At 40.3% G+C, this 26,487-nt stretch carries 30 protein-coding genes, 2 pseudogenes and 1 other annotated feature; of the genes and pseudogenes, 7 read left to right on the top strand and 25 right to left on the bottom strand.

All coding sequences use genetic code 11. The annotated features are described in order from the left end of the window. Nucleotides 1-6: 6 nt before the first annotated feature. The 15 genes from cvfB to HMPREF9965_RS03775 form a co-directional block, all read right to left on the bottom strand. Entirely contained in the window at nucleotides 7-861 is an 855-nt protein-coding gene (cvfB, locus tag HMPREF9965_RS03845) for an RNA-binding virulence regulatory protein CvfB (RefSeq protein WP_001095437.1), read from the bottom strand. A gap of 59 nt (nucleotides 862-920) precedes the next feature. After that, nucleotides 921-1,478 (bottom strand): ribosome recycling factor, encoded by a 558-nt coding sequence (frr, locus tag HMPREF9965_RS03840; RefSeq protein WP_001262235.1) that lies wholly within the window; start codon nucleotides 1,476-1,478, stop codon nucleotides 921-923. A 7-nt stretch (nucleotides 1,479-1,485) separates the two neighbouring features. Further along, nucleotides 1,486-2,223 carry a UMP kinase gene (gene pyrH / locus HMPREF9965_RS03835; RefSeq protein ID WP_000002990.1) on the bottom strand — a complete coding sequence of 246 codons (738 nt, stop codon included), beginning with the start codon at nucleotides 2,221-2,223 and terminating at the stop codon, nucleotides 1,486-1,488. Nucleotides 2,224-2,306: 83 nt separating this feature from the next. Then, the gene (trmFO, locus tag HMPREF9965_RS03830) at nucleotides 2,307-3,641 is read right to left on the bottom strand and encodes a methylenetetrahydrofolate--tRNA-(uracil(54)-C(5))-methyltransferase (FADH(2)-oxidizing) TrmFO (protein WP_000083713.1); all 1,335 of its coding nucleotides are present in this window, start codon (nucleotides 3,639-3,641) and stop codon (nucleotides 2,307-2,309) included. A gap of 157 nt (nucleotides 3,642-3,798) precedes the next feature. Next, entirely contained in the window at nucleotides 3,799-4,746 is a 948-nt protein-coding gene (locus tag HMPREF9965_RS03825; RefSeq protein WP_000837900.1) for a hypothetical protein, read from the bottom strand. 87 nt (nucleotides 4,747-4,833) lie between these two features. Then, on the bottom strand, nucleotides 4,834-5,703 hold the full coding sequence (gene rsmI, locus HMPREF9965_RS03820; protein ID WP_001166900.1) for a 16S rRNA (cytidine(1402)-2'-O)-methyltransferase: 870 nt from the start codon (nucleotides 5,701-5,703) through the stop codon (nucleotides 4,834-4,836). A gap of 2 nt (nucleotides 5,704-5,705) precedes the next feature. Continuing rightward, nucleotides 5,706-6,023 (bottom strand): DNA replication initiation control protein YabA, encoded by a 318-nt coding sequence (yabA, locus tag HMPREF9965_RS03815; protein ID WP_000358229.1) that lies wholly within the window; start codon nucleotides 6,021-6,023, stop codon nucleotides 5,706-5,708. 36 nt (nucleotides 6,024-6,059) lie between these two features. After that, nucleotides 6,060-6,950, bottom strand: a complete 891-nt coding sequence (locus HMPREF9965_RS03810) for a DNA polymerase III subunit delta' (RefSeq protein WP_000806703.1) — start codon at nucleotides 6,948-6,950, stop codon at nucleotides 6,060-6,062. Beyond that, the gene (tmk, locus tag HMPREF9965_RS03805) at nucleotides 6,947-7,585 is read right to left on the bottom strand and encodes a dTMP kinase (protein ID WP_000033383.1); all 639 of its coding nucleotides are present in this window, start codon (nucleotides 7,583-7,585) and stop codon (nucleotides 6,947-6,949) included. Before tmk ends, HMPREF9965_RS03810 begins: the two co-directional genes overlap by 4 nt. A 120-nt stretch (nucleotides 7,586-7,705) precedes the next feature. After that, a complete protein-coding gene (gene proC / locus HMPREF9965_RS03800) occupies nucleotides 7,706-8,503 on the bottom strand; it encodes a pyrroline-5-carboxylate reductase (RefSeq protein WP_000689719.1) in 798 nt (265 codons plus the stop codon). A gap of 3 nt (nucleotides 8,504-8,506) precedes the next feature. Beyond that, the gene (locus HMPREF9965_RS03795) at nucleotides 8,507-9,769 is read right to left on the bottom strand and encodes a glutamate-5-semialdehyde dehydrogenase (RefSeq protein ID WP_000255266.1); all 1,263 of its coding nucleotides are present in this window, start codon (nucleotides 9,767-9,769) and stop codon (nucleotides 8,507-8,509) included. A gap of 9 nt (nucleotides 9,770-9,778) precedes the next feature. Continuing rightward, nucleotides 9,779-10,888, bottom strand: a complete 1,110-nt coding sequence (gene proB, locus HMPREF9965_RS03790; RefSeq protein WP_000875758.1) for a glutamate 5-kinase — start codon at nucleotides 10,886-10,888, stop codon at nucleotides 9,779-9,781. 101 nt (nucleotides 10,889-10,989) lie between these two features. Beyond that, nucleotides 10,990-11,889, bottom strand: coding sequence for an RluA family pseudouridine synthase (locus HMPREF9965_RS03785; protein ID WP_000403218.1), 900 nt, complete (start codon nucleotides 11,887-11,889; stop codon nucleotides 10,990-10,992). Further along, the gene (lspA, locus tag HMPREF9965_RS03780; protein ID WP_000745681.1) at nucleotides 11,873-12,340 is read right to left on the bottom strand and encodes a signal peptidase II; all 468 of its coding nucleotides are present in this window, start codon (nucleotides 12,338-12,340) and stop codon (nucleotides 11,873-11,875) included. The genes HMPREF9965_RS03785 and lspA overlap by 17 nt, the downstream gene beginning before the upstream one ends. Next, entirely contained in the window at nucleotides 12,337-13,245 is a 909-nt protein-coding gene (locus HMPREF9965_RS03775) for a LysR family transcriptional regulator (protein ID WP_001025728.1), read from the bottom strand. The genes lspA and HMPREF9965_RS03775 overlap by 4 nt, the downstream gene beginning before the upstream one ends. On the opposite strand from HMPREF9965_RS03775, the pseudogene HMPREF9965_RS13295 reads away from it, so the two are divergent. Continuing rightward, nucleotides 13,238-13,333 (top strand): annotated as a pseudogene (locus HMPREF9965_RS13295) (AraC family transcriptional regulator); the annotation flags it as partial. The gene HMPREF9965_RS03775 and the pseudogene HMPREF9965_RS13295 sit on opposite strands and share 8 nt — an antisense overlap. 145 nt (nucleotides 13,334-13,478) lie before the next feature. On the opposite strand, the gene rpmA reads toward HMPREF9965_RS13295, so the two are convergent. The 4 genes from rpmA to HMPREF9965_RS03755 form a co-directional block, all read right to left on the bottom strand. Then, on the bottom strand, nucleotides 13,479-13,772 hold the full coding sequence (gene rpmA / locus HMPREF9965_RS03770; protein ID WP_000916509.1) for a 50S ribosomal protein L27: 294 nt from the start codon (nucleotides 13,770-13,772) through the stop codon (nucleotides 13,479-13,481). 16 nt (nucleotides 13,773-13,788) lie between these two features. Further along, nucleotides 13,789-14,133: a ribosomal-processing cysteine protease Prp gene (locus HMPREF9965_RS03765; RefSeq protein ID WP_000613697.1), complete on the bottom strand. Its 345-nt coding sequence runs from the start codon at nucleotides 14,131-14,133 to the stop codon at nucleotides 13,789-13,791. Between the two features lie 15 nt (nucleotides 14,134-14,148). Next, entirely contained in the window at nucleotides 14,149-14,463 is a 315-nt protein-coding gene (gene rplU, locus HMPREF9965_RS03760) for a 50S ribosomal protein L21 (protein WP_000109141.1), read from the bottom strand. Nucleotides 14,464-14,497: 34 nt separating this feature from the next. Next, nucleotides 14,498-14,617: a sequence feature (ribosomal protein L21 leader region), on the bottom strand. A 64-nt stretch (nucleotides 14,618-14,681) separates the two neighbouring features. Beyond that, nucleotides 14,682-15,368: a YoaK family protein gene (locus HMPREF9965_RS03755; RefSeq protein WP_001238356.1), complete on the bottom strand. Its 687-nt coding sequence runs from the start codon at nucleotides 15,366-15,368 to the stop codon at nucleotides 14,682-14,684. A gap of 155 nt (nucleotides 15,369-15,523) precedes the next feature. On the opposite strand from HMPREF9965_RS03755, the gene HMPREF9965_RS03750 reads away from it, so the two are divergent. Both HMPREF9965_RS03750 and HMPREF9965_RS03745 read left to right on the top strand, forming a co-directional pair. Further along, entirely contained in the window at nucleotides 15,524-16,501 is a 978-nt protein-coding gene (locus tag HMPREF9965_RS03750; RefSeq protein WP_000915874.1) for a Gfo/Idh/MocA family protein, read from the top strand. Continuing rightward, nucleotides 16,498-17,580, top strand: coding sequence for a DEAD/DEAH box helicase (locus HMPREF9965_RS03745; protein ID WP_000850566.1), 1,083 nt, complete (start codon nucleotides 16,498-16,500; stop codon nucleotides 17,578-17,580). The genes HMPREF9965_RS03750 and HMPREF9965_RS03745 overlap by 4 nt, the downstream gene beginning before the upstream one ends. Nucleotides 17,581-17,603: 23 nt before the next feature. Here HMPREF9965_RS03745 and HMPREF9965_RS03740 read toward each other — a convergent pair whose 3' ends face one another. Beyond that, nucleotides 17,604-17,981, bottom strand: a complete 378-nt coding sequence (locus HMPREF9965_RS03740) for a DUF1934 domain-containing protein (protein ID WP_100199074.1) — start codon at nucleotides 17,979-17,981, stop codon at nucleotides 17,604-17,606. 116 nt (nucleotides 17,982-18,097) lie between these two features. Here HMPREF9965_RS03740 and HMPREF9965_RS0102150 point away from each other — a divergent pair, with 116 nt between their 5' ends. The 4 genes from HMPREF9965_RS0102150 (at nucleotide 18,098) to yidA (ending at nucleotide 22,355) form a co-directional block, all read left to right on the top strand. Continuing rightward, nucleotides 18,098-18,871 (top strand): DUF6414 family protein, encoded by a 774-nt coding sequence (locus HMPREF9965_RS0102150; protein WP_420497888.1) that lies wholly within the window; start codon nucleotides 18,098-18,100, stop codon nucleotides 18,869-18,871. After that, nucleotides 18,858-19,982, top strand: coding sequence for an AAA family ATPase (locus tag HMPREF9965_RS03735; protein ID WP_000169365.1), 1,125 nt, complete (start codon nucleotides 18,858-18,860; stop codon nucleotides 19,980-19,982). The genes HMPREF9965_RS0102150 and HMPREF9965_RS03735 overlap by 14 nt, the downstream gene beginning before the upstream one ends. 249 nt (nucleotides 19,983-20,231) lie before the next feature. Beyond that, the gene (locus HMPREF9965_RS03730; RefSeq protein ID WP_001003520.1) at nucleotides 20,232-21,536 is read left to right on the top strand and encodes an HD domain-containing protein; all 1,305 of its coding nucleotides are present in this window, start codon (nucleotides 20,232-20,234) and stop codon (nucleotides 21,534-21,536) included. Nucleotides 21,537-21,548: 12 nt separating this feature from the next. Then, nucleotides 21,549-22,355, top strand: coding sequence for a sugar-phosphatase (gene yidA, locus HMPREF9965_RS03725; RefSeq protein WP_000023533.1), 807 nt, complete (start codon nucleotides 21,549-21,551; stop codon nucleotides 22,353-22,355). Between the two features lie 133 nt (nucleotides 22,356-22,488). On the opposite strand, the gene HMPREF9965_RS03720 is transcribed toward yidA, so the two are convergent. The 5 genes and pseudogenes from HMPREF9965_RS03720 to HMPREF9965_RS0102145 form a co-directional block, all read right to left on the bottom strand. Beyond that, nucleotides 22,489-23,259, bottom strand: a complete 771-nt coding sequence (locus HMPREF9965_RS03720) for a TPM domain-containing protein (RefSeq protein ID WP_000611724.1) — start codon at nucleotides 23,257-23,259, stop codon at nucleotides 22,489-22,491. Nucleotides 23,260-23,639: 380 nt separating this feature from the next. Then, a complete protein-coding gene (locus tag HMPREF9965_RS03715; RefSeq protein ID WP_000206209.1) occupies nucleotides 23,640-24,182 on the bottom strand; it encodes a DUF3592 domain-containing protein in 543 nt (180 codons plus the stop codon). Between the two features lie 14 nt (nucleotides 24,183-24,196). Then, the gene (locus HMPREF9965_RS03710) at nucleotides 24,197-24,448 is read right to left on the bottom strand and encodes a hypothetical protein (protein ID WP_000898370.1); all 252 of its coding nucleotides are present in this window, start codon (nucleotides 24,446-24,448) and stop codon (nucleotides 24,197-24,199) included. A 490-nt stretch (nucleotides 24,449-24,938) separates the two neighbouring features. Further along, a complete protein-coding gene (locus HMPREF9965_RS03705; RefSeq protein WP_000920281.1) occupies nucleotides 24,939-25,904 on the bottom strand; it encodes a hypothetical protein in 966 nt (321 codons plus the stop codon). An 89-nt stretch (nucleotides 25,905-25,993) separates the two neighbouring features. After that, a pseudogene (locus HMPREF9965_RS0102145) lies at nucleotides 25,994-26,487 on the bottom strand (hypothetical protein); the annotation flags it as partial.

The following is a 26,487-nucleotide window of genomic DNA, read 5'->3' as shown; positions in this document are numbered from 1 at the left end:
TAAGGTCTAAATCAACTCTGTACCAAACTGGTCCTGCTTGATTTTGCCAGCTTTCATCAAGCCACCGAGTGCTTTCTTGAACTGACCTTTAGAAATGCCAAAGGTTGCCTTGATGTCCTCAGGAGACGACTTATCATTCAAGGTCATAAAACCGCCACTGCTTTCTAAGTAGGTCAAAATCATCTGGGCATCATTCTCCAACATCTCAAAAGAACGTGGTTTGAGCGAGAGGTTAAGAGTACGGTCCACTTCACGGAAACCAATCACACGCGCATCTAACACTTGCCCTAAACGTGGCTCTGCGTAGCGCTCACTAGGATGGATAAAACCAAGCATGTTATTCTCTGGCAGATAAACAAAGGTCCCTGATAGCTTGAGACGATATACAATGGCTGGCCAGTTTTGGTTCTGCATGTTGTTGTAGGCGGGACGAGCCAGACGTTGGAAATCTTCTTGATAAGCCAAGAGTCCCCATATTCGGTCTTTCTTGTCCACTTCAAGACGGATGTAGAGTTTGTCACCCTTCTTAGGCCAGAGTTCCTTGAGCTCAGGGAGGATATCGAGTGACACAACGATTTCCTTATCAGGCAGGCCTGTATCCACAAAAACACCCAAGTCCTTACGAACTTCCGTTACCGTTCCCCAACCAAATTTGTCCTGAGTGGCAGTCACTTCTAGAGTGGTCAAGCGGAGTTTCTGCTTCATATCCGTGTAGGCAAAACCTTTGACCGTATCCCCTACTGTGTGTTGACCTTCTTCCTTAGCAAGAGCGTAGGTTTGACCATCCTTTTGCACAAAGTAAAAACGGTCATTTTCATCGATGATAAGTCCAACGATAAAACTTGCAAGATTTGTATTCATATTTCCTTCTTTCGAATAAAACTCAGCCAGCAATGCCAACTGAGTTTTTCTGTTTATTTTTAGACTTCCAAGATTTCTTTTTCTTTGTTGGCAGTCATGTCGTCGATGTGTTTCACAGCATCATCTGTTACTTTTTGAATATCTTTTTCAAGAGTCTTCAATTCGTCTTCAGTGATTTCTTTTGCTTTTTCTTGTTTCTTGGCTTCGTCCATAGCATCACGGCGGATATTGCGGACAGCCACTTTAGCATTTTCACCGACCTTCTTCACTTCTTTAGCAAGGTCACGACGAGTTTCTTCTGTAAGAGCAGGGATAACCAAACGGATCACAGAACCATCATTAGCTGGTGTGATACCAAGGTCAGAAGCGTTTAAGGCACGTTCGATATCTTTCAACGAAGACTTGTCAAATGGTGTTACCAACAAGACACGCGCTTCAGGAATGGTAATTGAAGCGATTTGGTTAAGAGGAGTTTCGACTCCATAATATTCTACGTGAATACGGTCTAGCAAACTTGCATTGGCACGACCGGCACGGATACCACCAAATTCACGAGCAAGTGATTGGTGAGACTGGGTCATTCTCTCTTTAGCTTTTTCTACAATTGCGTTAGCCATAATTTTCTTATTCCTTTTCTTCGATATTGTTTGAAACTGTTGTTCCGATATTTTCACCAAATACGACACGTTTGATGTTACCTGGTTGGTTCATGTTGAAGACAACCAAGTCAATGTCATTATCCATAGAGAGGGTTGAAGCTGTTGAGTCCATGATACGAAGACCTTTGTTGATAACGTCACGGTGAGTCAATTCTTCAAACTTAACGGCTGTCTTGTCTTTCTTAGGATCGGCATTGTAAACACCATCTACGCCATTCTTAGCCATAAGAATGGCATCCGCTTCAATTTCAGCTGCACGAAGGGCCGCTGTTGTATCTGTTGAGAAGTAAGGTGAACCAATCCCAGCACCAAAGATAACGATACGGCCTTTTTCAAGGTGACGAAGAGCTCGTCCACGAACGTAAGGCTCAGCCACTTGTTGCATAGAAATAGCTGTTTGTACACGCGTATCAACACCAACTTGCTGCAATGAATCTGCCATTACAAGTGCATTCATAACGGTCCCAAGCATTCCAGTGTAATCTGCCTGAACACGGTCCATTCCTGCTTCTGCAGCAGGTTCTCCACGCCAGAGATTTCCTCCACCAATAACAAGGGCAATTTCGATACCTAGACTATGAACTTCTTGAATCTCTTTTGCGATTTTTTGAACTGTTTGGATATCAATCCCTACGCCACGTTCACCTGCAAGAGCCTCACCTGATAACTTGATTAAAATACGTTTATACTTGGGGTTCGCCATTTTTACTCTCCTTTTTTTATCCTACCTATTTTATCACAATTTCTAAGATTTTTATAGTATCATGAGCAATTCTTTCAAAAAAATTAGACAGTTAAAAATTCCTCTAAGTCACTCAGGGCACGCTCTGCAATTTTTTCATAACGAGCCTTCTTATCACGGATACGCTCGCCATCCAATTCCTTGATAATCCCAAAATTGACGTTCATCGGTTGGAAATGTTTGCTGTCTGCATGAGTGATGTAATGAGCTAGACTTCCGATCGCTGTGGTCTCTGGGAAGATGGCCTCACTTTCACCCTTGAAGAGTCGAGCTGCGTTAATACCCGCAACTAAGCCTGACGCTGCTGACTCAACATAGCCTTCCACACCCGTCATTTGACCAGCAAAGAAGAGGTTGGGTTGTTTCTTAGAACGGTAAGTCTGTTCAAGAAGATTTGGTGAATCCATATAAGAATTGCGATGCATGACCCCATAACGAACAAACTCCGCATTTTCAAGACCTGGAATCATTTGGAAGACACGCTTTTGTTCTCCCCATTTGAGGTGGGTTTGGAAACCAACGATATTGTAGAGGCTACCAGCCGCATTATCCTGACGAAGCTGGACAACTGCATACGGTGTTTTGAACTCCCCGTCACGAGGGCCTGTATAATCGTATGGATACTCCAGACCAACTGGTTTCATAGGACCATAAAGCATGGTTTTAATGCCACGCTTAGCCATGACTTCGATCGGCATACAACCTTCAAAGTACTTTTCTTTTTCAAACGAATTGAGCGGTGCTTCTTCCGCATTGACCAAGGCTTCATGGAAATCCATAAACTCTTGTTTGGTCATTGGAGCGTTGAGGTAGGCAGCTTCTCCCTTATCATAACGAGACTTGAGATAAACTTTGCTCATATCGATGGTGTTAACGTCAATAATCGGCGCCGCCGCATCGTAGAAATAGAATCCATCCCCATCATTAAGGGCATGAATCTTCTCAGCTAGGGCATCGCTGGTTAAAGGACCAGTCGCTACAACCGTAATAACATCCGTCGGCAATTCTGTAATTTCATCACGAACCACCTCAATCAAGGGGTGGTTGGCCACTTTCTCAGTCACCATTTGGGAGAAACCATCGCGGTCCACCGCAAGCGCACCGCCTGCAGGAACACGTGTAGCTTCTGCTGATTCCAAGATAACAGAACCCAAGCGACGCATTTCTTCCTTGAGAAGCCCAACTGCATTGGTCAAAGCATCCCCACGTAAGGAATTGGAACAAACCAACTCAGCAAAATTATCTGTTTTATGCTGAGGAGTTGATTTGACACCACGCATTTCATATAGTTTAACTGGAATACCACGTTCTGCGATTTGGTAGGCTGCTTCAGAACCTGCCAAACCAGCACCGATAACATTGATATAAGATTGAGACACGACACTAATACCTCTTTGGGTGGAAACTAAGTCCAAATAAAAACAAGCTACTAGACTATTTGACACCCACAAATCTTTCTAAATTAATACTTGGTTCATTATACCAAAAAGCTAAGTAAAAAGACAAACAAGAGAACTCCTGAATGTCTTTCGAAAATTATTCTTTATTGAAACTGAATGTCTCCCAATTCAGTTTGCTTCCATATTTTATAGTAAAACGTACTTCTGTATTCTTAGGTAGTTTATCGCTTTGAAGTATTTGGGCAAGTAAGTATTCGAAATCAGAATCCGTCCAATTGTCAATATCTTCATTAGTTACTTGTAGGTTTTGTCTTCGTACCTGCTCTATATCAATGCGTATTCGAATACTAAAGGTCGAACGATTGTCAGCAACTCTTTTTAAAAGTAGATCTCGATTACGAACAAGCGTCTCTTCATCAAGATTGTTGACTCTACTTGAGTCTAGGTCCTCAATTAAGGGAGTGAGTTCTTCTACATCCGTCTTCAAAATTGCCTCTCTTTTATCTCTCTCTTCAAGACGGGTTTTGGGGTTGCCACTATATTCTTCTTTTGGAACCAAAGAATAATAGGAGTCAAATGAGTCCAATTCAATTGAATTTTTAATATAAAGATTCCTAATCACATCATCGCTTAAATATGTTGAAGTCAAGCTACCACTTTGAAGTAATATATTATAAGCTTCCTTAAGTCGGTCATAGTTGTCATCACCAGAAACATACTCCATTTCTAAACGGTAGACTGTTTTCTTGGAAAAACCAAAGAATTTTTTCTTTTCAACTTCTTTAAGCCTCGAATTGTATTTAAGGACTGGAGTGCTCTCAACATAATCTTTTTCAAAATCCACATAGACATCAACAAATTTCTTATTTCCTTTAATGTAAATTGGAGATCCCTGATAACCAAAGGTATCAGCTGTCGAGTATCCTTCTGCTTCTAACCCTGCAGCTTCTACTACAGAACGAATGTTTGAAATAGCTGTTTTAGCTAAATCACGATCGACTCTGTTGTTACATGCAGACAACATAAATAATGTGAGAATAGGAAACAGTAAACCAATTACCTTCTTAATCACTTTGCTTTTCATTTCCCCTCCAAATAAGCATTCGTAGTAAAATACTTATGATTGCTATATTCACTTCGGGAAGAAGGCAAACTTCCCTGTTTAGTCATTTTATTGATTTTCTTCCCATTCGTGGTAGGCAGCGTAGAGCTGACTCTTATTCCACTGGTAAAACTTAGCAACTTCCTTAATAGCTTGATTTTTCTTCATGCCTTCTTGGATACGAGATTGGATTTCTGAAAACAAGTCCTCCTCATCCTTTTCTTCCACGTCCTGACTGGCACCTTCAACGATAAGAAGGCACTCGCCCTTGAGTGGCGTTTCAGCGATGTTTTCTAATAACTCAGAGATGGTACCTCGTTGGTATTCTTCATAGATTTTGGTCAATTCTCTGACCAAGACTACCGAGCGGTTGCCGTAAACTGCTAGCATATTTTCCAGCGTATCAGCCACACGATGGGGCGATTCGTAAAAAATCTGAGTTTCTGGGTAATCTTTTTTTAAGTCGAAAAATTGCTTTTGCTGGCCTGATTTTCTCGGTAAGAAACCGTAAAAGATATGTGGTTGTGGCGCTAAACCACTGGCAATCAAGGCAGAAATCCCCGCACTGGCACCTGGAACTGTGACAACAGCAATCTCTTCCTCGATAGCTGCCTTGACCAAATCATGCCCAGGATCCGAGATGCTAGGCAGACCCGCATCAGAAACCTGAGCAATACTTTGCCCCGCCTTCAGAAAACCAATCAAATCAGAAATTTTTTCCTTGGCATTGTGCTCATGAAAACTGATCTGTTTGGTCGAAATATCAAAATGCTTGAGTAAGAGACCTGTATTGCGCGTGTCCTCAGCAGCAATCCAGTCCACCTCTTTCAATGTCCGGATGGCACGAAAGGTCATATCATCTAGATTACCAATCGGCGTTGCTACTAGGTAAAGTTTGCCATAGGGAGACTGCCCCTTAAAACTTTTTTGAATCTGCATGCCTACTCCCTATACAACAACTCGTCACAGAACATACATTCCTCGTCCTGCTCTCGACGTTGTCCATAAAAATCATTACAAACGTGAAATCCGTCTTTATAGATCCTACGGACGCTTTCACGAACATGCTTGGCCTTGACAGGTGTATCTGCTTCTACCTCACCTAAGCGTTCGCGCAACTTACTATTTTCCAAGCGAAGAGCTGTATTTTCCTCTACCAGGCTCTTGAGATTTTTCTTGATGGCTTCCACATCGGCTAAGGTCACCAATAACTGTTGGGAAAAATCGTCCAGCGCATCAAATAATTCTTTTTTATCCATAAACCAGCCCTTTCCTTTCTTTATCCTTCATTGAGTTTATATTTCTTTCAAGACCAGATATTCCATGACATTTTGAAAGCTGACATTAGCCTGCCACATCTTTCTAGCTTCTAGCAAATCTTGTAAAATCTGTCGGATCCTTGCTTGCAAGAGTTCCTGTCCACAGAGTACTTCGAGGATTCGCAAGACCTGATCTTGTTTTTCCTTGTCATCTGCCAAGCTGGCTAATTTGGCTACCTGCAAATAACTCTCTTTTTTCTTGGCTACTAACCAGGTCAGTAAGCGCTCGCTTTCATCAACTATAGTCCAAAAGCTTGCCTGATTGACCAACTTTTCAGCTTCAGCTTGTGATTGACAAAACTGGGCCAAGAGAGTCGCTTTTTTCTTGACCAGTCCCATTTGTTCTAATTGATGAATGAGCTTTTCTTCCTGCTTTTTAAAGTGGAAAATCTGGGTCCGACTACGAATGGTCGGTAAAATCTTTTCCTCATCGCTAGTTAAGAAGAAAATGTAAACATCACTCTGGGGTTCTTCGATGACCTTGAGCAGAGAGTTGGCTGCATTAGGATGCATTTTCTCCGCCTGCTCGATGATAAAGACCTGTTGCTGGCTTTCAATCCCTGCTTGGGAAAACTGACCCACCAACTCTCGAATACGTTCTGTCTTGATGACCTGATTGACAGGCTTAATCAAGGTGACATCGGGAAATTCTTCCTGTTCAATCAGCTTACAATTTCGGCATTTCTCACATGGTAAAACGCCTACCTTATCTCTACAAAAGAGGCTCTTAGCCAAAAATTGCGCCATTTCCAAACTTCCAAAGAAACCTGAAAAGAGATAGGCATGATTGAGCTGGTCTTGTTCCAAAATACGGACAAAGCGGTCAAACTGGTCTGGTTGCAAAGCCTTGAGTTGATCTTGTTTCATTTGGCTAATCCCATTCTATCAAACAAGACAGTCTTGGTAGCTTCCACAACTTGGTCCAAAGGAAGACTGGCATCAATCTTGGCAATACGATTTCCTTCTTTTTCCAGAAGAGAAAGATAGCCTTGACGGACTTTTTTGTGCAAGTCCAACCCTTCCAAGTCCAAACGATTGACCTCACGATTGCTATTAGCAGCAATGCGAGCCAATCCTTCTTCCACCTCGATGTCAAAATAGAGTGTCAAGTCAGGTTTGAGGCCATCTGTCGCAAAGTGATTGAGCCAATCAATGGCATCAATATCCAAGCCACGGCCAAATCCCTGATAAGCAACTGAACTATCGATGAAGCGGTCCATAATAACCAACTTACCAGCTTGAAGGGCTGGGAGAACTTTTTCCACCAAATGCTGTCTGCGACTGGCGATATAGAGAAGGAGTTCTGTTTTAGGATCCATCTGAGTATGACTTGGGTCCAAAATCACTTGACGAATCTTCTCTCCAATCAAGACTCCGCCTGGCTCACGGGTCGTCAGCACCTCTACTCCTTTTTCCTCTAAAATTGGGAGTAGAGCCTCTAAAACACTGGTCTTTCCTGCTCCCTCTGGTCCCTCAAGAGAGACTAAAAATCCTTTTGACATGTCTAACTCATTTCTTTTTTTCTACCTTCTATTCTATCAAAAAAATAGGTTTTTGTGACAATCTTTTTGCGTCTTCTCCATTCAATCGACCATAAAAGAGGTTGGGAGTCATCCAACCTCTTATTTACCTAGTTCTTGTGTTCGTTTATAGGCTTGATGAACTGCGTCCATGACTGTGCCTCTAAAGGCATGTTCTTCCAGACTTGCTACACCAGCGATAGTCGAACCTCCTGGGCTACAAACTTGGTCTTTCAAGACTCCAGGATGTTGCTGGCTTTCGAGAACCATTTGTCCAGCGCCGACTACTGTTTGGGCTGCCATTTTCAAAGCCATTTCTCGTGGCAATCCTGTCTGTACACCCCCATCTGCCAAAGCCTCGATAAAGAGATAGACAAAGGCTGGTCCACAACCTGCGAGACCTGTCGCCGCATCGATTAAGCTATCTCCCAGCTCAACTAAGAGACCAGCCTTGGCTAATAAGTGACAAAAGAGTTCACTGTCCTCAGCACGACAGTTTGCGGACATGGCATAACTAATCACTCCTTGCCCGATAGCCACTGGAGTATTGGGCATGATGCGAATAATTCGGTGGTGACTTGGAAGTAGTCTAGCCAGTTTTTCCAAGGTCAATCCAGCCGCCATAGAAATCAAAAGAGGACTCTCTCTTTTTTCAAGGATGGTCTGGTATTGAGCAAGCAGTTCAGAAAACTGAGCAGGCTTTACTCCTAGAAAAATCACATCTGCTTCTGCGAAGATTTCGTCATTGCTGGAAGCCTGACCTCCAAAGTTGGCAATGAAAGCATCTACTTTCGCTTGACTACGATTGGCAAGAAGAATCTGAGCACCCGTCTTGGCCTGCAAGACAGCCTTGGCCAAGCTAGAACCCATATTCCCCAAACCGATAAATCCAATCTTCATCTCTTACTCCCTTATCTGTCCGTCACCATTAACCACATACTTGTAGCTAGTCAACTCTTTCAAGCCCATTGGACCACGCGCATGCAGTTTCTGAGTAGAAATCCCCATCTCACATCCAAGACCAAATTGCCCACCGTCAGTGAAACGCGTTGAGGCATTGACATAAACCGCTGCTGAATCTACTTGATCTGTAAAGTAAGTTGCAGCTTCAGCATTTTCCGTCACAATGGCATCCGAATGATGGGTGCTGTGGGCTTCAATATGCGCAACCGCTTCTTCTAAACTACTCACAACCTTAACCGCTAGGACATAGTCTAAAAACTCGGTATCAAAGTCTTGGGCCTCGGCTGCTCGACCTGAAACAAACTGACTTGCTTTGCTATCCAGACGGAATTGAATTGGTTCCAGTCCAGCTTCTTTTCGATCTGCAACCAGCACTTGCTCCAAGCGAGGAAGGAAGCTTGTTGCCTTGTCTTCATGAACCAGTAAAACTTCCATAGCATTGCAGACAGAAGGACGACTGGTTTTAGCATTGTTGATGATAGACAGAGCCTTGTCCGCATCGGCATCCTTGTCCACATAAACATGGACAATCCCGGTTCCCGTCTCGATAACAGGCACGATAGCATTTTCAACCACAGCATTGATCAAGCCAGCACCTCCACGAGGAATGAGAAGATCTAGATAACCCTTGGCCTTCATCATGGCATAGCTACTGTCTCGGCTAGTATCTTCCACTAGTTGAATCACATTTGGATGAATGGTCGTTGTCTCCAAGCCCTTCTTCAAAGCTGTGACAATAGCATGAGCAGTTTGGTAGGCATCCTTACCACTACGAAGAACGACCGCATTGCCACTTTTGAGAGCCAAAGCAGCCGCATCAGACGTCACATTTGGACGACTCTCATAGATAATACCAATAACTCCCATGGCTACCCGTTTTTTGGTGATAATCAAGCCATTTTCAAGCTGACTTGTTTCTAGGACTTCACCAATAGGATCTGGTAAAGCAACCACTTCACGAATGCCAGTTGCCATCGCTTCTATACGTCCCGCATCCAAATAAAGACGGTCTAGCATAACATCTGAGATTTTACCTTTGGCCGCTGCCATATCAAGGGCATTGGCCTCTAGAATCTCCTCAGTAGCTGCCAATAAATGATCAGCCATGGCTAGCAGAGCTTGGTTTTTCACTGCTTCACTGGCAGTATTAATTGATTTCTTAACAGCCTGTACCTGTTCAAATTGTTCTTGTGTACTTACCATCGTTCACCTCTAAAATTCTGTAAAGAGCAGCTGGATTTCAGGAGTGATTGAAATCCAGTCATCTCGGTGAATCAAGACTCCCTTAGCTTTTTGAGAACGGAGCATATCTTCTAGGGCTGAGACGCCAAATTGGACACGTCCCTTTCCAAGAGATTGACCCGTTTCTTTATCAGCCACTGTGACAATATCGTGGTAAGAGAAGTTTCCTTCCACTTCTACCACACCCGATAAAAGGAGACTTTTCCCGTTTTTTGAAAGTGCCTCTGCAGCTCCACCATCTACCCAAATCGTTCCCTGACTTTGAGCATAGAAAGCCAGCCATTGTTTCTGGGTACGAAGTCCCTTCTCTTGCGCAACAAAGAAAGAACCATCCTTGGTCTCTTCCGCTGCCTCAATCAGTGCATCTGATTTCATGGAGGAGCAGATATAGACTGGCACCCCTGACTCCGTTGCAATCGTAGCCGCCTTGATTTTGGTTAACATTCCGCCTGTACCATTAGACGAACCTGCTCCACCAGCCATATCAATAATCTCACGATTGATAGTCTCGATTTTCTTCAAGCGTTTGGCTGTTGGATCCGAATTAGGATTGCCAGTATAGAGACCGTCCACATCTGTCAAGAGAACCAAGAGATCCGCCTGGACCATAGCCGCCACTTGGGCACTCAGGGTATCGTTATCACCCACCTTGAGTTCGTCAATGACAACACTGTCATTTTCATTGATGATAGGAATCGCTCCACGATGAAGTAGTACAGACAAGGCCTGATGGGCATTCTTATAACGACGTTTATCTACAAAATCATCCTGTGTCAGCAAAATTTGCGCAGAAACGATTTGGCGCATGAGGAGATTGGTTGTGTATTCCTCCAACAAAAGTCCCTGACCAACTGCAGCCGAAGCCTGCTTATCAGCAATCTTGGTCGGACGTTTTTTAAAGCCCAAAGCTCCAAAACCAGCCGCTACTGCCCCAGATGAAACCAAAATCAACTCATGCTCAGCTTCATGCAACATAGCTAATTGTTGGGTAATTACCTTTACTTTACTTCTTGATAAACTCCCGTCTTCATTTGTCAAGGACGAAGTCCCCACCTTAAAGACGATTCGTTTGTACTTCATATTCTCACTCCGATTCTTCATATTTATCCATTATAACATGAATACTTTAAAATAGAAAAGACTTGAAATAAAAAAGGTTGAGACAAGGCATCTCAACTCTTTTATCTATTCTCATTTTTACGCAATTTTTCCAGCGTTTCTTTAAAAATCTCTGGAATATCTGCTGTGAATTCCAAGGTTTCACCTGTTCTCGGATGGGTAAATCCTAGAGTTTTAGCGTGGAGAAATTGCCCATGTCCCTTAAGTGTCTTACGGGGACCATAGACCTCATCACCAGCGACTGGATGACCGATATAAGCCATATGGACACGGATTTGGTGGGTACGTCCTGTCTCTAGTTGCAACTCTAACAAACTATAATCTCCAAAGCGTTCCAAGACTTGAAAACGCGTCACTGCCGGCTTCCCTTTAGCAGTCACAGCCTGTTTCTTACGGTCTTTTTCACTCCGACCAATCGGCGCTTCAATCACACCACGATCATTAGGAAGATTGCCGTGAACAATCGCCCAGTATTTGCGGAGAGACTTCTTATCCTTGAGTTCTTGGGCAAGTGCTAAGTGGGCCTCATCATTCTTAGCAATCATGAGGAGACCTGACGTGTCCTTGTCAATGCGGTGAACGATTCCTGGGCGGAGAACCCCATTGATACCTGACAAGTCCTTGATATGGTACATGAGGGCATTGACCAAGGTTCCACTTGTATGACCTGCGCTGGGATGAACCACCATCCCTTGAGGCTTGTTAACGACAGCCACATCCTCATCTTGGTAGATGATGTCTAGCGGAATATCCTCAGCCACATACTCTAAAACCTCTGGTTCTGGCACATGGTAGGTGACGATATCCCCCTCTTGGACAGTGTATTTTGCTTTCTTGGCTTGCCCATTCACCAAGACTTGTCCAGCCTTGATTTGGTCATTAGCGAGACTGCGCGACAATTCTGTCAGGTCAGACAGAGCCTTGTCTAAACGTTGCCCACCAGTTTCAATTTTTATTTCCATTTACTTCCTCTTTAAGCATTGCAATCAATAAAACAATGACACCAACTGTCAAATAGCTGTCAGCCACATTGAAAATCGCAAAGTTGATAAAGTCTAGGTGAAACATATCCACCACAAAACCTTGACTCATTCTGTCGATAAAGTTGCCTAGACCTCCCGCGATTATCAAAGTCAGTCCCAAAACCATCCAGAGAGAATCCTCCATGTGCTTATGTAGATACCATATGGCACCTGCCATGACAACCAAGGTAATGATAGCAAAAAACCACTGCTGATCTTGTAGCATCGAAAAGGCTGCCCCTCGATTTTGCAGGTAGGTCAGACTAACAAGATTGGGTATCCACGAACGCACTTCACCCAGTGGAATCTGCTGGACAACATAATTTTTGACCAACTGATCCAACCCAATCAAAAGCAGTACAATGACTGCCACTATTCCTCTTTTTTTCATGATTTCCTCTTCTGATCAAAATATTCTTGCATGACTTCTACGAAAAGAGTCCCAGCTTGACTAAGCTCCACTTCTTCCCGTTTGACATAGACCATGCGGTTATCTAGATTATCCTTGAGACGAATGACTGTGATGCCATTGACACTGTCACTATCTAAAAATCCTGAACCTGTCGCATAGGCGTCTGTCCGCTCTAAAATACCATTCAAAGTAGCACGGTCCGTCACATTGAACATCTGGGAGCTCGCGCTGGTGTCGACAAAGTTCTCTGAATAGTATAGATACTCATCCTTTTCCTGAGTAAAGCGAACTGTTGGTAAATCAGCTAAGTCCTCCATGACCAATTCCTCTTTCAGTGCTAAAGGATGCCCTTCACGAAGATAAATGTGAGTCTGGAAAGGAATTAGTTCAATAACTTCTAAACCAAGCTTTTCAACCCGTTGCATGATGCCCTTTTTATTTTGATTGTTGAGGTAGATAATCCCAATCTCACTATGCCCTTGGGCTACTTCGTCTAATATTTGAACTGTAGTAGACTCAAAAATACGGAAATTTTTGTAGTCAGGATAGCGCTCTGAAAAAGACGTAATGGTTGGTGGCAAGAAGTCATAGTGCTGACTGGCAATGGAAAATTCATCCTTTTCTTCCTCAGGATTGGCATACTGATTTTGAAAAACATCAAATCCTTTGACCAACTCCTGCGCTTTCTCATAAAATTCCATACCACGACGGGTCAAAAACGTTCCCGAACTCGTCCGACGGAAAATTTTAAAGCCTAGCTCTTTTTCCAAATCGCGCACAGAAATAGACAGACTCGGCTGACTAACATACATTTTTTCAGCAGCTTCACGGAAAGTTCCACTATTGGCAATGGCAACAACATAGCGTAATTGTTGAATGTTCATCTTTTACCCCCAACTTCTCTATCTGTTCATTATACCATATTTCAGAATTTTTCCAAAAAAGAAAAAAGTGTCCATCGCAAGTTTAAATCTAACTATTCTTTATTAAATTCAATATGGGTATCAAAACAAAAAAATAGGCTCTCCGAAAACTCGGAAAGCCTTATTTAATGCTACTTCTAGCTTCCTCGCCCTTTCATTTTAAGGCTCGGGATAAAAAGGCTCACTGAACCTTTTTATTTTGCGATTGGGTAAACAGAAACTTGTTTTTTATCGCGACCTTTACGTTCAAAGCGTACTACGCCTTCAACTTTAGCGAACAAAGTATCGTCTCCACCACGTCCAACGTTTACACCTGGGTAGATGTGTGTACCACGTTGACGGTAAAGGATTGACCCACCTGTTACAGTTTGTCCGTCAGCTGCTTTAGCCCCAAGACGTTTCGCTTGTGAATCACGTCCGTTTGATGTAGAACCTCCACCTTTTTTGTGGGCGAAAAGTTGCAAGTTGTTAAGAGTCATTTTTAACATAATGTTTTCCTCCGTGTTAGTTTTCTGTGATAACTCTGGTTTGGACGAACTCAGAAGAGTTCTCCGATAAGTTTGCCATACCTAAGAAAAATGATTCGAAGAATAACTGCGTCATTTCTCTCTGGTGCGAAGGAAGATCCGCTGGTATTTCAACCTTTAGATAGCCACCTTCATCTTCGTTTAATTCTAAGATTGGTTCATAGCCTGCAAATTTCTCAATGGAATTGATAAAGTTAATGGCAAGCGTAGAAACCGATGCACACACGACATCTAAGCCGTATTCGCCACTTTCGGCGTGTCCAGTAATTTCCGCACTCCTCAGCTCGCCATCTTCGGCTCTCTCAAAGACTGCTTGTATCATGTGTTCTCCTTAAAATTAAGCGTTGATCGCGTTGATGACAACTTTTGTATATGGTTGACGGTGACCTTGTTTACGGTGGCTACCTTTTTTAGGTTTGTACTTGTAAGTAACAACTTTCTTTTGTTTTCCTTGTTTTTCAACAGTTCCAACTACAGTAGCTCCAGCAACAAGTGGAGTTCCGACAACAGTGTTTTCACCACCAACAAGAACAACTTCGTTAAAAGTAACTTCTTGACCAGCTTCAACGTTCAATTTTTCAACGTAAACTGCTTGACCAACTTCAACTTTAACTTGTTTTCCGCCAGTTTTGATAATTGCGTATGTGCTCATTATGCACCTCCTATGATTTTTAGGGTTTCCCCGTATTTTTGTGAAGACTCGCCTAGCATCGTGGGACGAACCACTTAAAAGAAGAGCTCTAAGCATAACAAAGTTTAAATTTTGTATACGACGAGCAACGATGTTCGTGCGGTTGCACAGGATTGTGCATAGTCAACTCTTCAAGTATAGCACATCTTCTTTTTTCTTACAAGTAAAATCAATTAAAATTAAGCTTTTTCTTTCCCTTTTTTTCTCCAAGAAGCAAAAAGCATACTGAAGTAAAAGATACTCATCATAAGAGGAATACCTAGAATTGTCTTCTCCTGATAGTAAATCGTCAAATAAGCCGAAAAAATGACTCCAAAGACAAAACTGCTAAGCAAGCTAACAAAAATCAAGCCCTCTCGTAGGAAAGGCGTATGTTTGGTCCGAAAATAATCCCCAAAAGCTAACATGGTTCGTTTGATATTCCCTGTCATAAAAGCATTATTATAGGCAATACCAGACACTTCTCCAAAAGCAGTTGTTACCAGTCCCATACAGAAGGCCAATGGCGGTACGAGATAGATATTATCAACCGTTTGCGGCACAAAACCTATAATTAGGGACAGGATTGCAAGTGGAATCAAGGACAAAATCGGCTTTTTAACAATTCGTAGTTTTTCCTTGTACAATGTCAGAAAAAAAACACCCATCATAAAGGAAAACAAGGTCATTACTTTGGCACTGGCATCCGAGACATTCTGCTGAATGAGTCCTACAGAAAGAAAAACCACATTCCCAGTTTGTCCAGCCACAAGGGTGTTCCCTCGAACGATAAAGGTATAGGCATCGACATACCCTGCACAAAAAGTCAAAAAAAGCGCTAGTCGCTTAGACTGACGTGATATTTTTCTTATTGGTAATAATCTCATTTTCTCCCCCTTCTCATTTCATCTACTTATCTAAATATTGTACCACTTTCTCCAAGAAATGCGTAGTCCATTTGAAAATTTTTACCATCTGTTGGATAGTCCTTCTTTTCTATGTTATAATGAAGGAAGGATTTGAAGTCGGAAAAGGAGTATTTATGCTTAAATTAGGTGTCATCGGAACAGGCGCTATCAGCCATCATTTCATAGAAGCAGCCCATGCTAGCGGAGAATACCAGCTGGTCGCAGTCTATTCTAGAAAGCTAGAAACAGCAACAACTTTTGCTTCTCGTTATCAGGATATCCAACTCTTTGATCAATTAGAAGACTTCTTTAAGACTTCCTTTGATGTGGTCTATATCGCCAGTCCAAACTCCTTGCATTTTGTTCAAGCCAAGGCTGCCTTGTCTGCTGGTAAGCACGTCATTCTTGAAAAGCCAGCTGTCACTCAGCCACAAGAATGGCTGAATCTGATTCAAACGGCTGAGAAAAATAATTGTTTTATCTTTGAGGCAGCTCGTAATTACCACGAGAAAGCCTTTACTACTATTAAGAATTTTTTAGCAGACAAGCAAATCTTAGGCGCTGATTTCAACTATGCTAAGTATTCATCCAAGATGCCGGATTTGTTGGCTGGGCAGACGCCAAATGTTTTTTCAGATCGTTTTGCTGGTGGAGCACTTATGGACTTGGGTATTTATCCCCTCTACGCTGCCATTCGCCTCTTTGGAAAAGCTCAGGACGCGACCTATCAGGCTCAACAGCTTGACAATAGCATTGACCTAAATGGAGACGGTATCCTCTTCTACCCTAACTTTCAAGTTCATATCAAGGCTGGGAAAAACATCACTTCCAATCTTCCTTGTGAGATTTACACAGCAGATGGAACCTTGACCCTTAACACGATTGAACATGTCCGCTCAGCTATTTTTAGCGACCACCAAGGAAATCAAGTCCAGCTACCTATCCAACAAGCTCCCCATACGATGACTCAGGAAGTTGCTGCATTTGCACAGATGATCCAGCAACCAGACCAGACGCTCTACCAGAACTGGCTGGATGATGCAGGTTCTGTTCATGAGCTACTATATACCATGCGCCAGACTGCTGGCATTAGATTTGAGGCAGAAAAATGAAAACCAAACTACCGACTGAATGGCAGGAATTGAGTGACCAACTCGGTTTCCAAGAATTTACCCCCATTCAAACTCAACTATTTGAGCCTATTCTTGCTGGAGAAAACCTCCTGGGAGTAAGCCCAACAGGAACTGGTAAGACCCTAGCTTATTTACTTCCAAGTCTTCTCAGACTACAAAAGAAAAAAGCCCAGCAACTCTTGATTCTAGCACCAAATACAGAACTAGCTGGACAGATTTTTGACGTGTGTAAAACGTGGGCAGAAGCCATCGGTTTAACAGCTCAGCTCTTCCTATCAGGTTCAAGTCAGAAACGCCAGATTGAACGCCTCAAAAAAGGACCAGAAATTCTGATTGGAACTCCCGGCCGCATCTTTGAGTTGATTAAATTGAAAAAAATCAAGATGATGAATGTGGAAACCATCATCCTGGATGAATTTGACCAATTGCTCGATGATTCTCAGATTCACTTTGTCGAGAAAATCACCCACTACGCGCCTCGTGACCATCAACTCATCTACATGAGTGCGACGACCAAGTTTGATCAAGAAAAGATTGCACCAAACACGCGCACTATTGATCTCTCTGATCAAAAGTTAGACAACATTCAACATTTCTACATGCAGGTAGACCAACGTCACCGAGTGGACATGCTTCGAAAATTGGCTCATGTAGAGGATTTTCGTGGTCTGGTCTTCTTTAATAGTTTGTCAGATCTAGGAAGTGCAGAAGAAAAGCTACAGTATCGTGATATCTTGGCTGTTTCTCTTGCTAGTGATGTCAATGTCAAGTTTAGAAAAGTCATCTTAGAAAAGTTTAAAGACAAGCAACTAACCCTGCTCCTTGCAACAGACCTTTTGGCACGTGGAATTGATATCGATAGCCTAGAATGTGTCATAAACTTTGACGTCCCAAGAGATACTGAAACCTACACTCACCGCGCTGGACGTACTGGTCGTATGGGCAAAGAGGGTTATGTTATCACTCTCGTAACCCATCCAGAAGAACTTAAAAAACTCAAGAAGTTTGCAAATGTACGTGAAATTGTCCTAAAAAACCAAGAACTTTATATCAAATAAGGTTGGCTCGCGCCAACCTTTTCTTATCCCCAAGTAATTTCTAATTGATAGCTGGCAAAAGGATTCCCCTCTTGATTTTGCAGTTGATAGGCTAATTCAATCTTTTGACCATCCAGTTTATAGTGACTCGTTTGGATGATAAACTCCTGCATCCCCATTGGAGTCGGAATATAGGCCAAACTATCACTATCCTTTAGAAAACGCATGATGGTTTTGGGACTCGAGAAACGGGTCATCACCAGTTCTTCTTCATGAAACTTGAGAACCACTTTTTCCTTTTCCTCATTGTAGAAAAGCAAATAGCTATAATCTCCCTTTTCACGCACTTCCACGTCATAGAGCTGGTCAATCACTTCCAACTGTTCATCAAACTGAATCCTATTTCGCATCCGAATCTTCACATCAAATCCTCTTTCTTGTCTCTTGTCCTACTATTTTACCAAAAAGAGCAGGATTTTGCTATAATGAAAATATAAATCTTAGGGGAGGTAAATATGGCTAAAAAAAAGAAAATAATATCGAATTCACTAGAATAGTTTACTTTGATGAAGAATCGGCAACGGATCTAATTTATATGAATAATGAAGGCCAAATAATCGAAAAGTTAGTAAAACAATCTGAAACAAGGGCAAGAGGTAATACCGAAGCTGAATCAACGATTGGTGTTGGGGCTAAAATACTCTCACTATTAAACTTAGGAATAAAAGGTGAAATAAGTGGAAATTTGGGATATAATTCTGAAAAATTATTGAATCAAGCTGTTACTAATACTGTTTTAACAGACTATTTAGGTATTTTTAAAGACGCGTCCATAAAAACTGGTATTCAGGAATTTTCCTCAGCAAAAGTTTATGCATTTAAAGATTCAATGACATACTATAAATTGATGACGCCCTATCTCACCATGACTGAAGGCTTAATTGATGCTGGTGATTTTAAGCTGAATGTTCAAAAAATGGATTCCGCCCTAAACCAAGGTCGTGGCTATTTTGAAATGATATTAGAGAATGACAAAACGAAGAAAATTCTTCGTTTCAATTTAAAATCTTTTAAATCATCATACTCTTTATCTGATTTAGTAAAAATGACTCTGACTTATCATGTAGTAAAGGTTGGAAAAATGAATCTTAGCAACTTAAATATGACGCAAGAATTTTCATTTCAGAATGAGCAAAATACTCAAATTCTAGACGGCGCAAGATTAGCTAATGGCGAGGGAGCTGTTAATTCTGAGGAAGAAGTTGATGTTTATGATGTATTACTGGCAGGTGTAAGTAATGACGAAAACTAATGTTAAAATTTATTACTGTCCAGAAGATTATTTTATATCTCAACTTCCTAAAGGATCTATATCTCTTTCTGGGTTACTAGATGAAATAGACTACGAGAGTCGACAGCACACACATAAAATTACTCAGAGTGGAGAAACTATGGATACTACGCCCAAACCAATAAGAGAAATAAAGAATATGAGCATATCTTCAGCAGAGTTTTTCAGGCTAAGTGACTCTGGATTGAACGGATTCAAATCAATACTTAGCTCAATGAAGATATCTAATATATTTGCCCAGAATCCACCCGAAAGTATCTTAAAAATATTCAAAGAATCGAAAAAATATAATTTAAAAATAGAAAGATATGAGTATAAAGCATTTGATATTAATCATCTAGAACAATTTAAAAAACATTTTGATGATAAAATACTAGGTCAAAAAAATGTTAAAGACGCTCTATCTAGGGGCTTATATAAAACTGCTAAAGGTTATAACAACAAAAAGCCTCTAACTGTTTTATTTTACGGACCAACTGGGGTAGGAAAAACTGAAACAGCTAAATTCATTGCTGAAATAATTGGGCAAGAGCTGTTTAGAAAACAATTTTCTATGTACCAAAACAACTCGTTCTCTGATTATTTATTTGGTGCTAGTCATACCTCCAGCTCATTTGCTAAAGATTTACTCGATAGACAAAGTAATGTTATTCTTTTAGATGAGTTTGATAAAGCAAATAATTTATTCTATAGTGCATTTTATCAACTATTTGATGAGGGAATTTATTCCGATAGAAATTATGAAGTTCATTTAGAAAATGGGCTTATTATCTGCACCTCAAATTTCTTATCTGTAGCCCATATCAAAGAGGTGCTAGGCGAACCAATATATAATAGGTTTGATTTAGTTGTTGAGTTTAGCGAGCTATCCAAGGAGATTTCAGAAAAAATAATTCAGAACAGGTATGCTACAACTATAAATATTTTAGATTCTTCGGACAGAAAAATAATTGATGAATTTGGAGAGTTAGAACGTTTAATGGAATATGCTCAGCACCTTAAGAACGTTAGGGCTATAGATAAATTTATTGATGAATATATTTTCCAAACAATATTAAACCATTTAGAATAGAAATAAATAAATTTCTCTCCAAATAAAAGATTAGCTATTTAAAACTTTGGCTAATTACGTTACTTGTTTGTAGTTGTATTTGATGGTTATCTTCGTTCAGTTCTATAATGTCCGATATTATATCTTGTTAAACAGATGGACTTAGTAAAAATTAAAAAGAAAAATAGCGATCCTTAAAATCGCTATTTTATTGAGGTTAGAGGTTTTCTAGCTATTGGACTGCTGGGTGAGGTATGCTATAATGGTCATATGAACGAAAAAGTATTCCGTGACCCAGTTCACAACTATATCCATGTAAATAATCAGGTCATCTATGACTTGATCAATACAAAAGAATTTCAACGTCTGCGCCGTATCAAACAATTAGGGACTTCCAGCTATACCTTCCATGGTGGCGAGCACAGTCGCTTTTCCCACTGTTTGGGAGTCTATGAGATAGCTCGTCGTATCACGGAGATTTTTGAAGAAAAATATCCTGAAGAATGGGATCCTGCTGAGTCTCTCTTGACCATGACCGCTGCGCTCCTTCATGACCTTGGGCATGGTGCCTACTCACATACTTTTGAACATCTCTTTGATACAGATCATGAGGCCATTACTCAGGAAATCATCCAAAGTCCTGAGACAGAGATTCACCAAGTCCTGCTACAAGTAGCGCCAGATTTCCCAGAAAAGGTGGCCAGCGTCATTGATCATACCTATCCTAACAAGCAGGTCGTGCAACTCATTTCCAGTCAGATTGATGCGGACCGCATGGACTATCTCTTGCGCGACTCCTATTTTACAGGAGCATCTTATGGAGAATTTGACCTGACACGGATCCTTCGAGTCATTCGTCCAGTCGAAAATGGGATCGCCTTTCAGCGCAATGGCATGCATGCCATCGAAGACTACGTCCTCAGTCGTTACCAGATGTATATGCAGGTTTATTTCCACCCAGCAACACGCGCCATGGAAGTTCTCCTGCAGAATCTTCTCAAACGCGCCAAGGAACTCTATCCTGAGGACAAGGACTTCTTTTCACGCACTTCTCCTCATTTGCTACCTTTTTTTGAAAAGAAAGTTACTCTATCTGACTATCTGGCTCTGGATGACGGCGTGATGAATACCTACTTCCAACTCTGGATGACCAGTCCTGACAAGATTCTCGCAGACCTGTCGCAACGCTTTGTCAATCGCAAGGTCTTTAAATCCATCACCTTTTCCCAAGAAGACCAAGACCGACTCGCAACCATGAGACAACTGGTTGAAGACATCGGATTTGATCCAGACTACTATACTGCTATTCATAAGAACTTTGACCTTCCTTATGATATCTATCGTCCCGAATCTGAAAATCCACGGACACAGATTGAGATTTTACAAAAAAATGGAGAACTGGCAGAACTCTCTAGCCTGTCTCCTATCGTTCAATCCCTTGCTGGCAGTCGCCACGGAGACAATCGCTTCTATTTTCCAAAAGAAATGTTGGACCAAAACAGTATCTTCGCAAGCATTACCCAGCAATTTTTACACTTAATTGAGAACGATCATTTTACCCCAAATAAAAACTAGAAGAGGAAATATATGAGTATTAAACTAATCGCTGTCGATATCGATGGTACCCTAGTCAACAGTCAAAAGGAGATCACTCCTGAAGTCTTTTCTGCCATCCAAGACGCCAAACAAGCTGGTGTCAAAGTCGTGATTGCAACGGGTCGTCCCATCGCAGGTGTTGCCAAACTTCTGGACGACTTGCAGTTAAGAGACGAGGGTGACTATGTAGTGACCTTCAACGGTGCCCTTGTCCAAGAGACTGCTACTGGCCATGAGATTATCAGCGAATCCTTGACCTATGAGGATTATCTAGATATGGAATTCCTCAGTCGCAAACTCGGTGTTCACATGCACGCTATTACCAAGGACGGTATCTATACTGCCAATCGCAATATCGGAAAATACACGGTGCACGAATCAACCCTCGTCAACATGCCCATTTTCTACCGTACTCCCGAAGAAATGTCTGACAAGGAAATTGTCAAGTGTATGTTTATCGATGAACCAGAGATTCTCGATGCTGCGATTGAAAAGATTCCAGCCGAATTTTACGAGCGCTACTCTATTAACAAATCAGCTCCTTTCTACCTCGAACTCCTTAAAAAGAATGTAGACAAGGGTTCAGCCATCACTCACCTAGCTGAAAAACTCGGATTAACCAAAGATGAAACCATGGCGATCGGTGACGAAGAAAATGACCGCGCCATGCTGGAAGTCGTGGGTAACCCCGTTGTTATGGAAAATGGAAATCCAGAACTCAAAAAAATCGCCAAATACATCACCAAAACAAATGACGAATCTGGCGTTGCCCATGCTATTCGTACGTGGGTATTGTAGCAAAAGGCAAGAATAGACGAAAACCGCTCAACAGAGCGGTTTTTTCAAATCAATAGTTTTTCTATCCCATCATTTTTTTAAAATGATCAAGTTCGCTCATCTAGGTAGGCAAATCGCTATGAACTATGCTAAATCACCAATCACTTGATGATCCTCCACCATCAAAACCACCACCTGACCAATCGTCACTCGACCAAGACGATGAGGAATCACTGCTACTTTTCTTTGGATACTTATCTATATTTTCAATACGGAAATCTCTCAATGCCTTACATGACCGTGAACCATCATTAATAAAGGCAACATCATAGGGGAATAATTTATCATTACCCTCATATGATTTATTAGATCTTCTTTTTCTATTTGAAGTAGTACCATACTTAATAAAATCAATCAAAAAAACAAATAGGATTATACCACAAATAAACAAAATATTTTTTATTATATCCCATATACCTTTTGCGATTTCAAGTAAATAATTTCTCTCTATTACAGGTGCATCAGTTAATTTATACTCTTGATTGGAAATGTTTTGGATTATATCAATAACAGCTCCGTCATAGTCTTTGGCTCGCATCTTATCACGAGAGGCATCTAATATTTTCTTAGCCTTTGTATCAGTCAATGTAATAGCTAGATTATTAGAAGTTTCAATCCGAAACTTTCTATCTTTTATAGCAATCAGTAATAATGCACCCTTATTTGAATCCGAATAACCGATTTTCCAAGATCTGGCTATAGTATTTGACAATTCTTCTAAAGATTCACCATTTAGACTCTCAACAATATAAATACCAATTTGAATTTCCGATTTGCTATTTAATTCTTGTAATTTATCCGAAACAACCCCTGATAAATAATGGTTTGGATCATAAATGCCATTAGAAGGTTTATCTGGTATCACTAAATCTGCTTGAGCTGATCCAATAAAAAATAACAGGATTGTAAAAAAAGATATTAAGGTTAAAGCTATTTTTTCATCATGAAAGTAGAACCTTCCTTCTGTTGAAAATTTACAATTTCAATAAGAATATGAATAAACGATATTCTTTTTTTAAATAGAATTACTTCGATAAAGTCATCTTTCTATCAATCTATCGTAAAAGGTAGTTTCATCATAAGCTATTTATCTCACCTAATCAACGTAAAAATATAGGAAAACTAGTTCTAATTTTTTATTAACAATATTGTATCTCAGCACTGAATGTTGCTTTCAAATTTGACCAATAAATACTTAAGTTTATTTCTTCTGCTTCAACTATACTAACGCTTGACATCTATACCTCATCTCCCTAACAAATAAGCAAGTACTACAATGGCGTAGACCATGGTTAACAATATAGCACTTCCGATCCCAAACCATTTATAAAGCTTGTTAATCCCACAGTATCGTTCCACATAAGCTCTGTTTGGTCTTTCAGGATCATACCATACCGTCATCTTCGAATAGATCGGAAAATGCGTACGCATTAAGTTATTAAAGGATATAAAGGAATTACGATAAAAGGTTAGGGAATTTGCCAACATATCCTCTCTTGTAAATTTATTAGAGGTGCTTATGGGACCCCATGGAAGCGAAATCGTTTTGATTATAAAATACCGTAATGGCTTGCTATAAGTAGTTCCATTAACCGTATATTCAACAATTGGAGGATTCCCAGCTTGAAAATTACTATAGCCCACAACCGTTCCCTTAACAGACGATTTGGCAAGACGTACCATCTTTTTATCCCGAAAATAAAGATAGAAATACGTACCCGATAAAAAGATCAAGGATAAAAGAATGACGATGGTAGCAAATAAAAATAAAATGGTTTCTGTTGTCACATTCAACTCCTATCTTATTCTACGCTCTTCACATCAGACATTGAAAGTGTCATCTTGGATGGATCTGACATTGAGTCAACAAGCTCCAATTGTTCTGAGTTAAGTGGTAACAAAATTAACGTGGTTGTGTAAGAAGGTAACTCACCACTATCCTTGATAGTATAGCTAATCTTTTGATTATCAAAAATAGTTTTGCCTTCATAGGACCAACTTAGTGAAAACTCCAAATCTTTTTTGATATCTACGTCAGTTTTATTGAAGAGCATTGTATGGTGGCTCCCAATTCTGTATGCTTGACCTATATACAATAAAGCTACCTCCAGTCAACAACTCTCCCTCTGCTTTTAAAACATAGCCATTTTCATAGTCAAAAGTAATGTTACCGCTTGACCCAGAAATTTTCATTCTATTTCCTTCTTTACTCAAACATCACTATTCTTCTCAGGAATCTAGATCCTAATACTTAATCCAATCCCAAAATAAGGAGAGGAATTCCCCTTCAAATAAGCACTTATACTTTCTCTTATTATACCACACCTCCATTTTCATCTGAAATGGTTTCCATTTTAAGACAAGAAAAAAACACCGATCATAACCTACACCCAAAAGTTAGATTTTTCTGTCTCACTTTTGGGGAGCAGGTCATTTGCTCTTTTTCTCTTTCCATATACTCTTATAACACACAATTAGCATCTTGTGAGATAGAAGATAAAGATAAAGATAAAGATAAAGCAAGCACAATAGCTTGCTTGATAGTTAAGGAATTAAGAATTGATTTTCATAATCTTTTGGGAGTTCATAAGATATTTCTCCATTACTATTACCAAATCGACTTTGATTAAAAATAGGAAATAGCTTGGAGTCATACTCAGTTTTTATAGCAAAACGTTCTCTTTCAAAACTAATAGTTGCAGCTACTGAGGGATCCTTAAAAACTGATTGTTCCCCTTGGGAATGCAAGCGAACGGTTATAGTAGCTACATCTTCAGGATATTTCTCAAATCTAACATCAAAACGAATGTCGCTATCTCTCGAAGGAATATACATTTGATATTCACTTACACTTATACTTTGAATCTTTCCTAATTTCTGTTCCAATTCTGGGACATTTCGATACAGGTCTGTTTGGATAGCTAGTTTGAAATTTTTCTCATGTTCCTGTAGCCATCTGTTAAGAAAACGAATCATAATTTCTTTTTGAACTTGTCTGGATGCATCCTTGCCTTTACTAACAGCAACATTCAAAAGATTATTCATCGTTTCATTCAATTTATCTTGCTCTCGCTTCCAATCCCACGAGGGGTCACTTGATACCTCTTGCACTGACAAGTACCATCTCTTCATAGTTTCAGGAGATTTATAAGGATTTGGTTTTATAAATGTAAAAGGACCTATACCAGCATCAGGAAAGTATAATTCTACTTTCATTGACTGCTTGCGATTATTATTAACATAAGCTGTAAAGTAAATGTGATAATTTCCGCCTACATCCCCACCATTATCAAAAGCCCCCCTCGCTGAACCAGGTAAAAGCGTCACTGACATTATATACTGTCCTTGACTGTCTATGTCAGCAAGAATTTCTCTCTTGATAGAATCTTCATGATCATGAATAAACTTACCAGTGTTCCCAATCGGTTGCCTAATTAACAAATATGACAAACCAATAATAATAAAGGGAACGGAAATCGCAAGGAATATCCACTTGTTCGATTTTAACATACTGTCTCCTGTTGCTCATTAAAAATCAGTTATAAAATAGTATTTATGTTTCTTTTTAACTTATAATCTTTTTGATTGACTTAAAAAAATTACTTTCCTTTCACTAAATAAATTGCAGCACTGATTTGAACCAATTTTTCTTTAGATTCTAAACTTAGTAGTATATCGTATCTGTCATAGTACCATATCCAAGACTAACTGAAAGTTTTGTGTCAGATGGAAGGTTATACTTTTCCACTATTTTTTATATAACTCTGATTGATTTTCTGGTTGGTAAATAATATCACTCAATTCAGTTTCTGCGCTCTTAAATGTTTTTTCCACATCTAAGGAAGCGAAATAATCTCTTGAAACCATTAAATTTAGAATTTCTTCATCAAATAAAAGATTTATCTCTGACTCATAATTTAACTTACCATTAGAATATGTAACAGGAACAGTTTCTTTATCCTCCCCAAGTGTTATTGTATACTCTCCCTTAATGTCAGATTGATTAATATCTAAGTCCACTTCATACTTTTTGACTTCATCTTGATTTTTTATATAAACATCACTAGTGTATGACTTTAGTCCAGTAAACTCC

Origin of the sequence: Streptococcus mitis bv. 2 str. SK95 (assembly GCF_000222705.1) — a bacterium.
Classification (GTDB): Bacteria; Bacillota; Bacilli; order Lactobacillales; family Streptococcaceae; genus Streptococcus; species Streptococcus mitis_AY.
The sequence above is the reverse complement of the archived record's forward strand: the minus strand, read 5'-3'. Positions and strand labels throughout refer to the sequence as shown.

Excerpts from the sequence above, each read along its gene's own strand:
- yidA (WP_000023533.1), top strand. The coding sequence starts at position 21,549 with ATGAGTATTAAACTAATCGCTGTCGATATCGATGGTACCCTAGTCAAC.
- HMPREF9965_RS03775 (WP_001025728.1), bottom strand. The coding sequence starts at position 13,245 with ATGAACATTCAACAATTACGCTATGTTGTTGCCATTGCCAATAGTGGA.
- proB (WP_000875758.1), bottom strand. The coding sequence starts at position 10,888 with ATGAAGTACAAACGAATCGTCTTTAAGGTGGGGACTTCGTCCTTGACA.
- HMPREF9965_RS03730 (WP_001003520.1), top strand. The coding sequence starts at position 20,232 with ATGAACGAAAAAGTATTCCGTGACCCAGTTCACAACTATATCCATGTA.
- yabA (WP_000358229.1), bottom strand. The coding sequence starts at position 6,023 with ATGGATAAAAAAGAATTATTTGATGCGCTGGACGATTTTTCCCAACAG.
- HMPREF9965_RS03735 (WP_000169365.1), top strand. The coding sequence starts at position 18,858 with ATGACGAAAACTAATGTTAAAATTTATTACTGTCCAGAAGATTATTTT.
- HMPREF9965_RS03750 (WP_000915874.1), top strand. The coding sequence starts at position 15,524 with ATGCTTAAATTAGGTGTCATCGGAACAGGCGCTATCAGCCATCATTTC.
- frr (WP_001262235.1), bottom strand. The coding sequence starts at position 1,478 with ATGGCTAACGCAATTGTAGAAAAAGCTAAAGAGAGAATGACCCAGTCT.
- HMPREF9965_RS03795 (WP_000255266.1), bottom strand. The coding sequence starts at position 9,769 with ATGGTAAGTACACAAGAACAATTTGAACAGGTACAGGCTGTTAAGAAA.
- HMPREF9965_RS03755 (WP_001238356.1), bottom strand. The coding sequence starts at position 15,368 with ATGAGATTATTACCAATAAGAAAAATATCACGTCAGTCTAAGCGACTA.
- lspA (WP_000745681.1), bottom strand. The coding sequence starts at position 12,340 with ATGAAAAAAAGAGGAATAGTGGCAGTCATTGTACTGCTTTTGATTGGG.
- HMPREF9965_RS03810 (WP_000806703.1), bottom strand. The coding sequence starts at position 6,950 with ATGAAACAAGATCAACTCAAGGCTTTGCAACCAGACCAGTTTGACCGC.
- HMPREF9965_RS03765 (WP_000613697.1), bottom strand. The coding sequence starts at position 14,133 with ATGATACAAGCAGTCTTTGAGAGAGCCGAAGATGGCGAGCTGAGGAGT.
- pyrH (WP_000002990.1), bottom strand. The coding sequence starts at position 2,223 with ATGGCGAACCCCAAGTATAAACGTATTTTAATCAAGTTATCAGGTGAG.
- tmk (WP_000033383.1), bottom strand. The coding sequence starts at position 7,585 with ATGTCAAAAGGATTTTTAGTCTCTCTTGAGGGACCAGAGGGAGCAGGA.
- rsmI (WP_001166900.1), bottom strand. The coding sequence starts at position 5,703 with ATGCAGATTCAAAAAAGTTTTAAGGGGCAGTCTCCCTATGGCAAACTT.
- HMPREF9965_RS03710 (WP_000898370.1), bottom strand. The coding sequence starts at position 24,448 with ATGCTCTTCAATAAAACTGACGTAGATATCAAAAAAGATTTGGAGTTT.
- HMPREF9965_RS03825 (WP_000837900.1), bottom strand. The coding sequence starts at position 4,746 with ATGAAAAGCAAAGTGATTAAGAAGGTAATTGGTTTACTGTTTCCTATT.
- HMPREF9965_RS03785 (WP_000403218.1), bottom strand. The coding sequence starts at position 11,889 with ATGGAAATAAAAATTGAAACTGGTGGGCAACGTTTAGACAAGGCTCTG.
- HMPREF9965_RS03745 (WP_000850566.1), top strand. The coding sequence starts at position 16,498 with ATGAAAACCAAACTACCGACTGAATGGCAGGAATTGAGTGACCAACTC.
- proC (WP_000689719.1), bottom strand. The coding sequence starts at position 8,503 with ATGAAGATTGGATTTATCGGTTTGGGGAATATGGGTTCTAGCTTGGCC.
- HMPREF9965_RS03705 (WP_000920281.1), bottom strand. The coding sequence starts at position 25,904 with ATGTTAAAATCGAACAAGTGGATATTCCTTGCGATTTCCGTTCCCTTT.
- cvfB (WP_001095437.1), bottom strand. The coding sequence starts at position 861 with ATGAATACAAATCTTGCAAGTTTTATCGTTGGACTTATCATCGATGAA.
- rpmA (WP_000916509.1), bottom strand. The coding sequence starts at position 13,772 with ATGTTAAAAATGACTCTTAACAACTTGCAACTTTTCGCCCACAAAAAA.
- rplU (WP_000109141.1), bottom strand. The coding sequence starts at position 14,463 with ATGAGCACATACGCAATTATCAAAACTGGCGGAAAACAAGTTAAAGTT.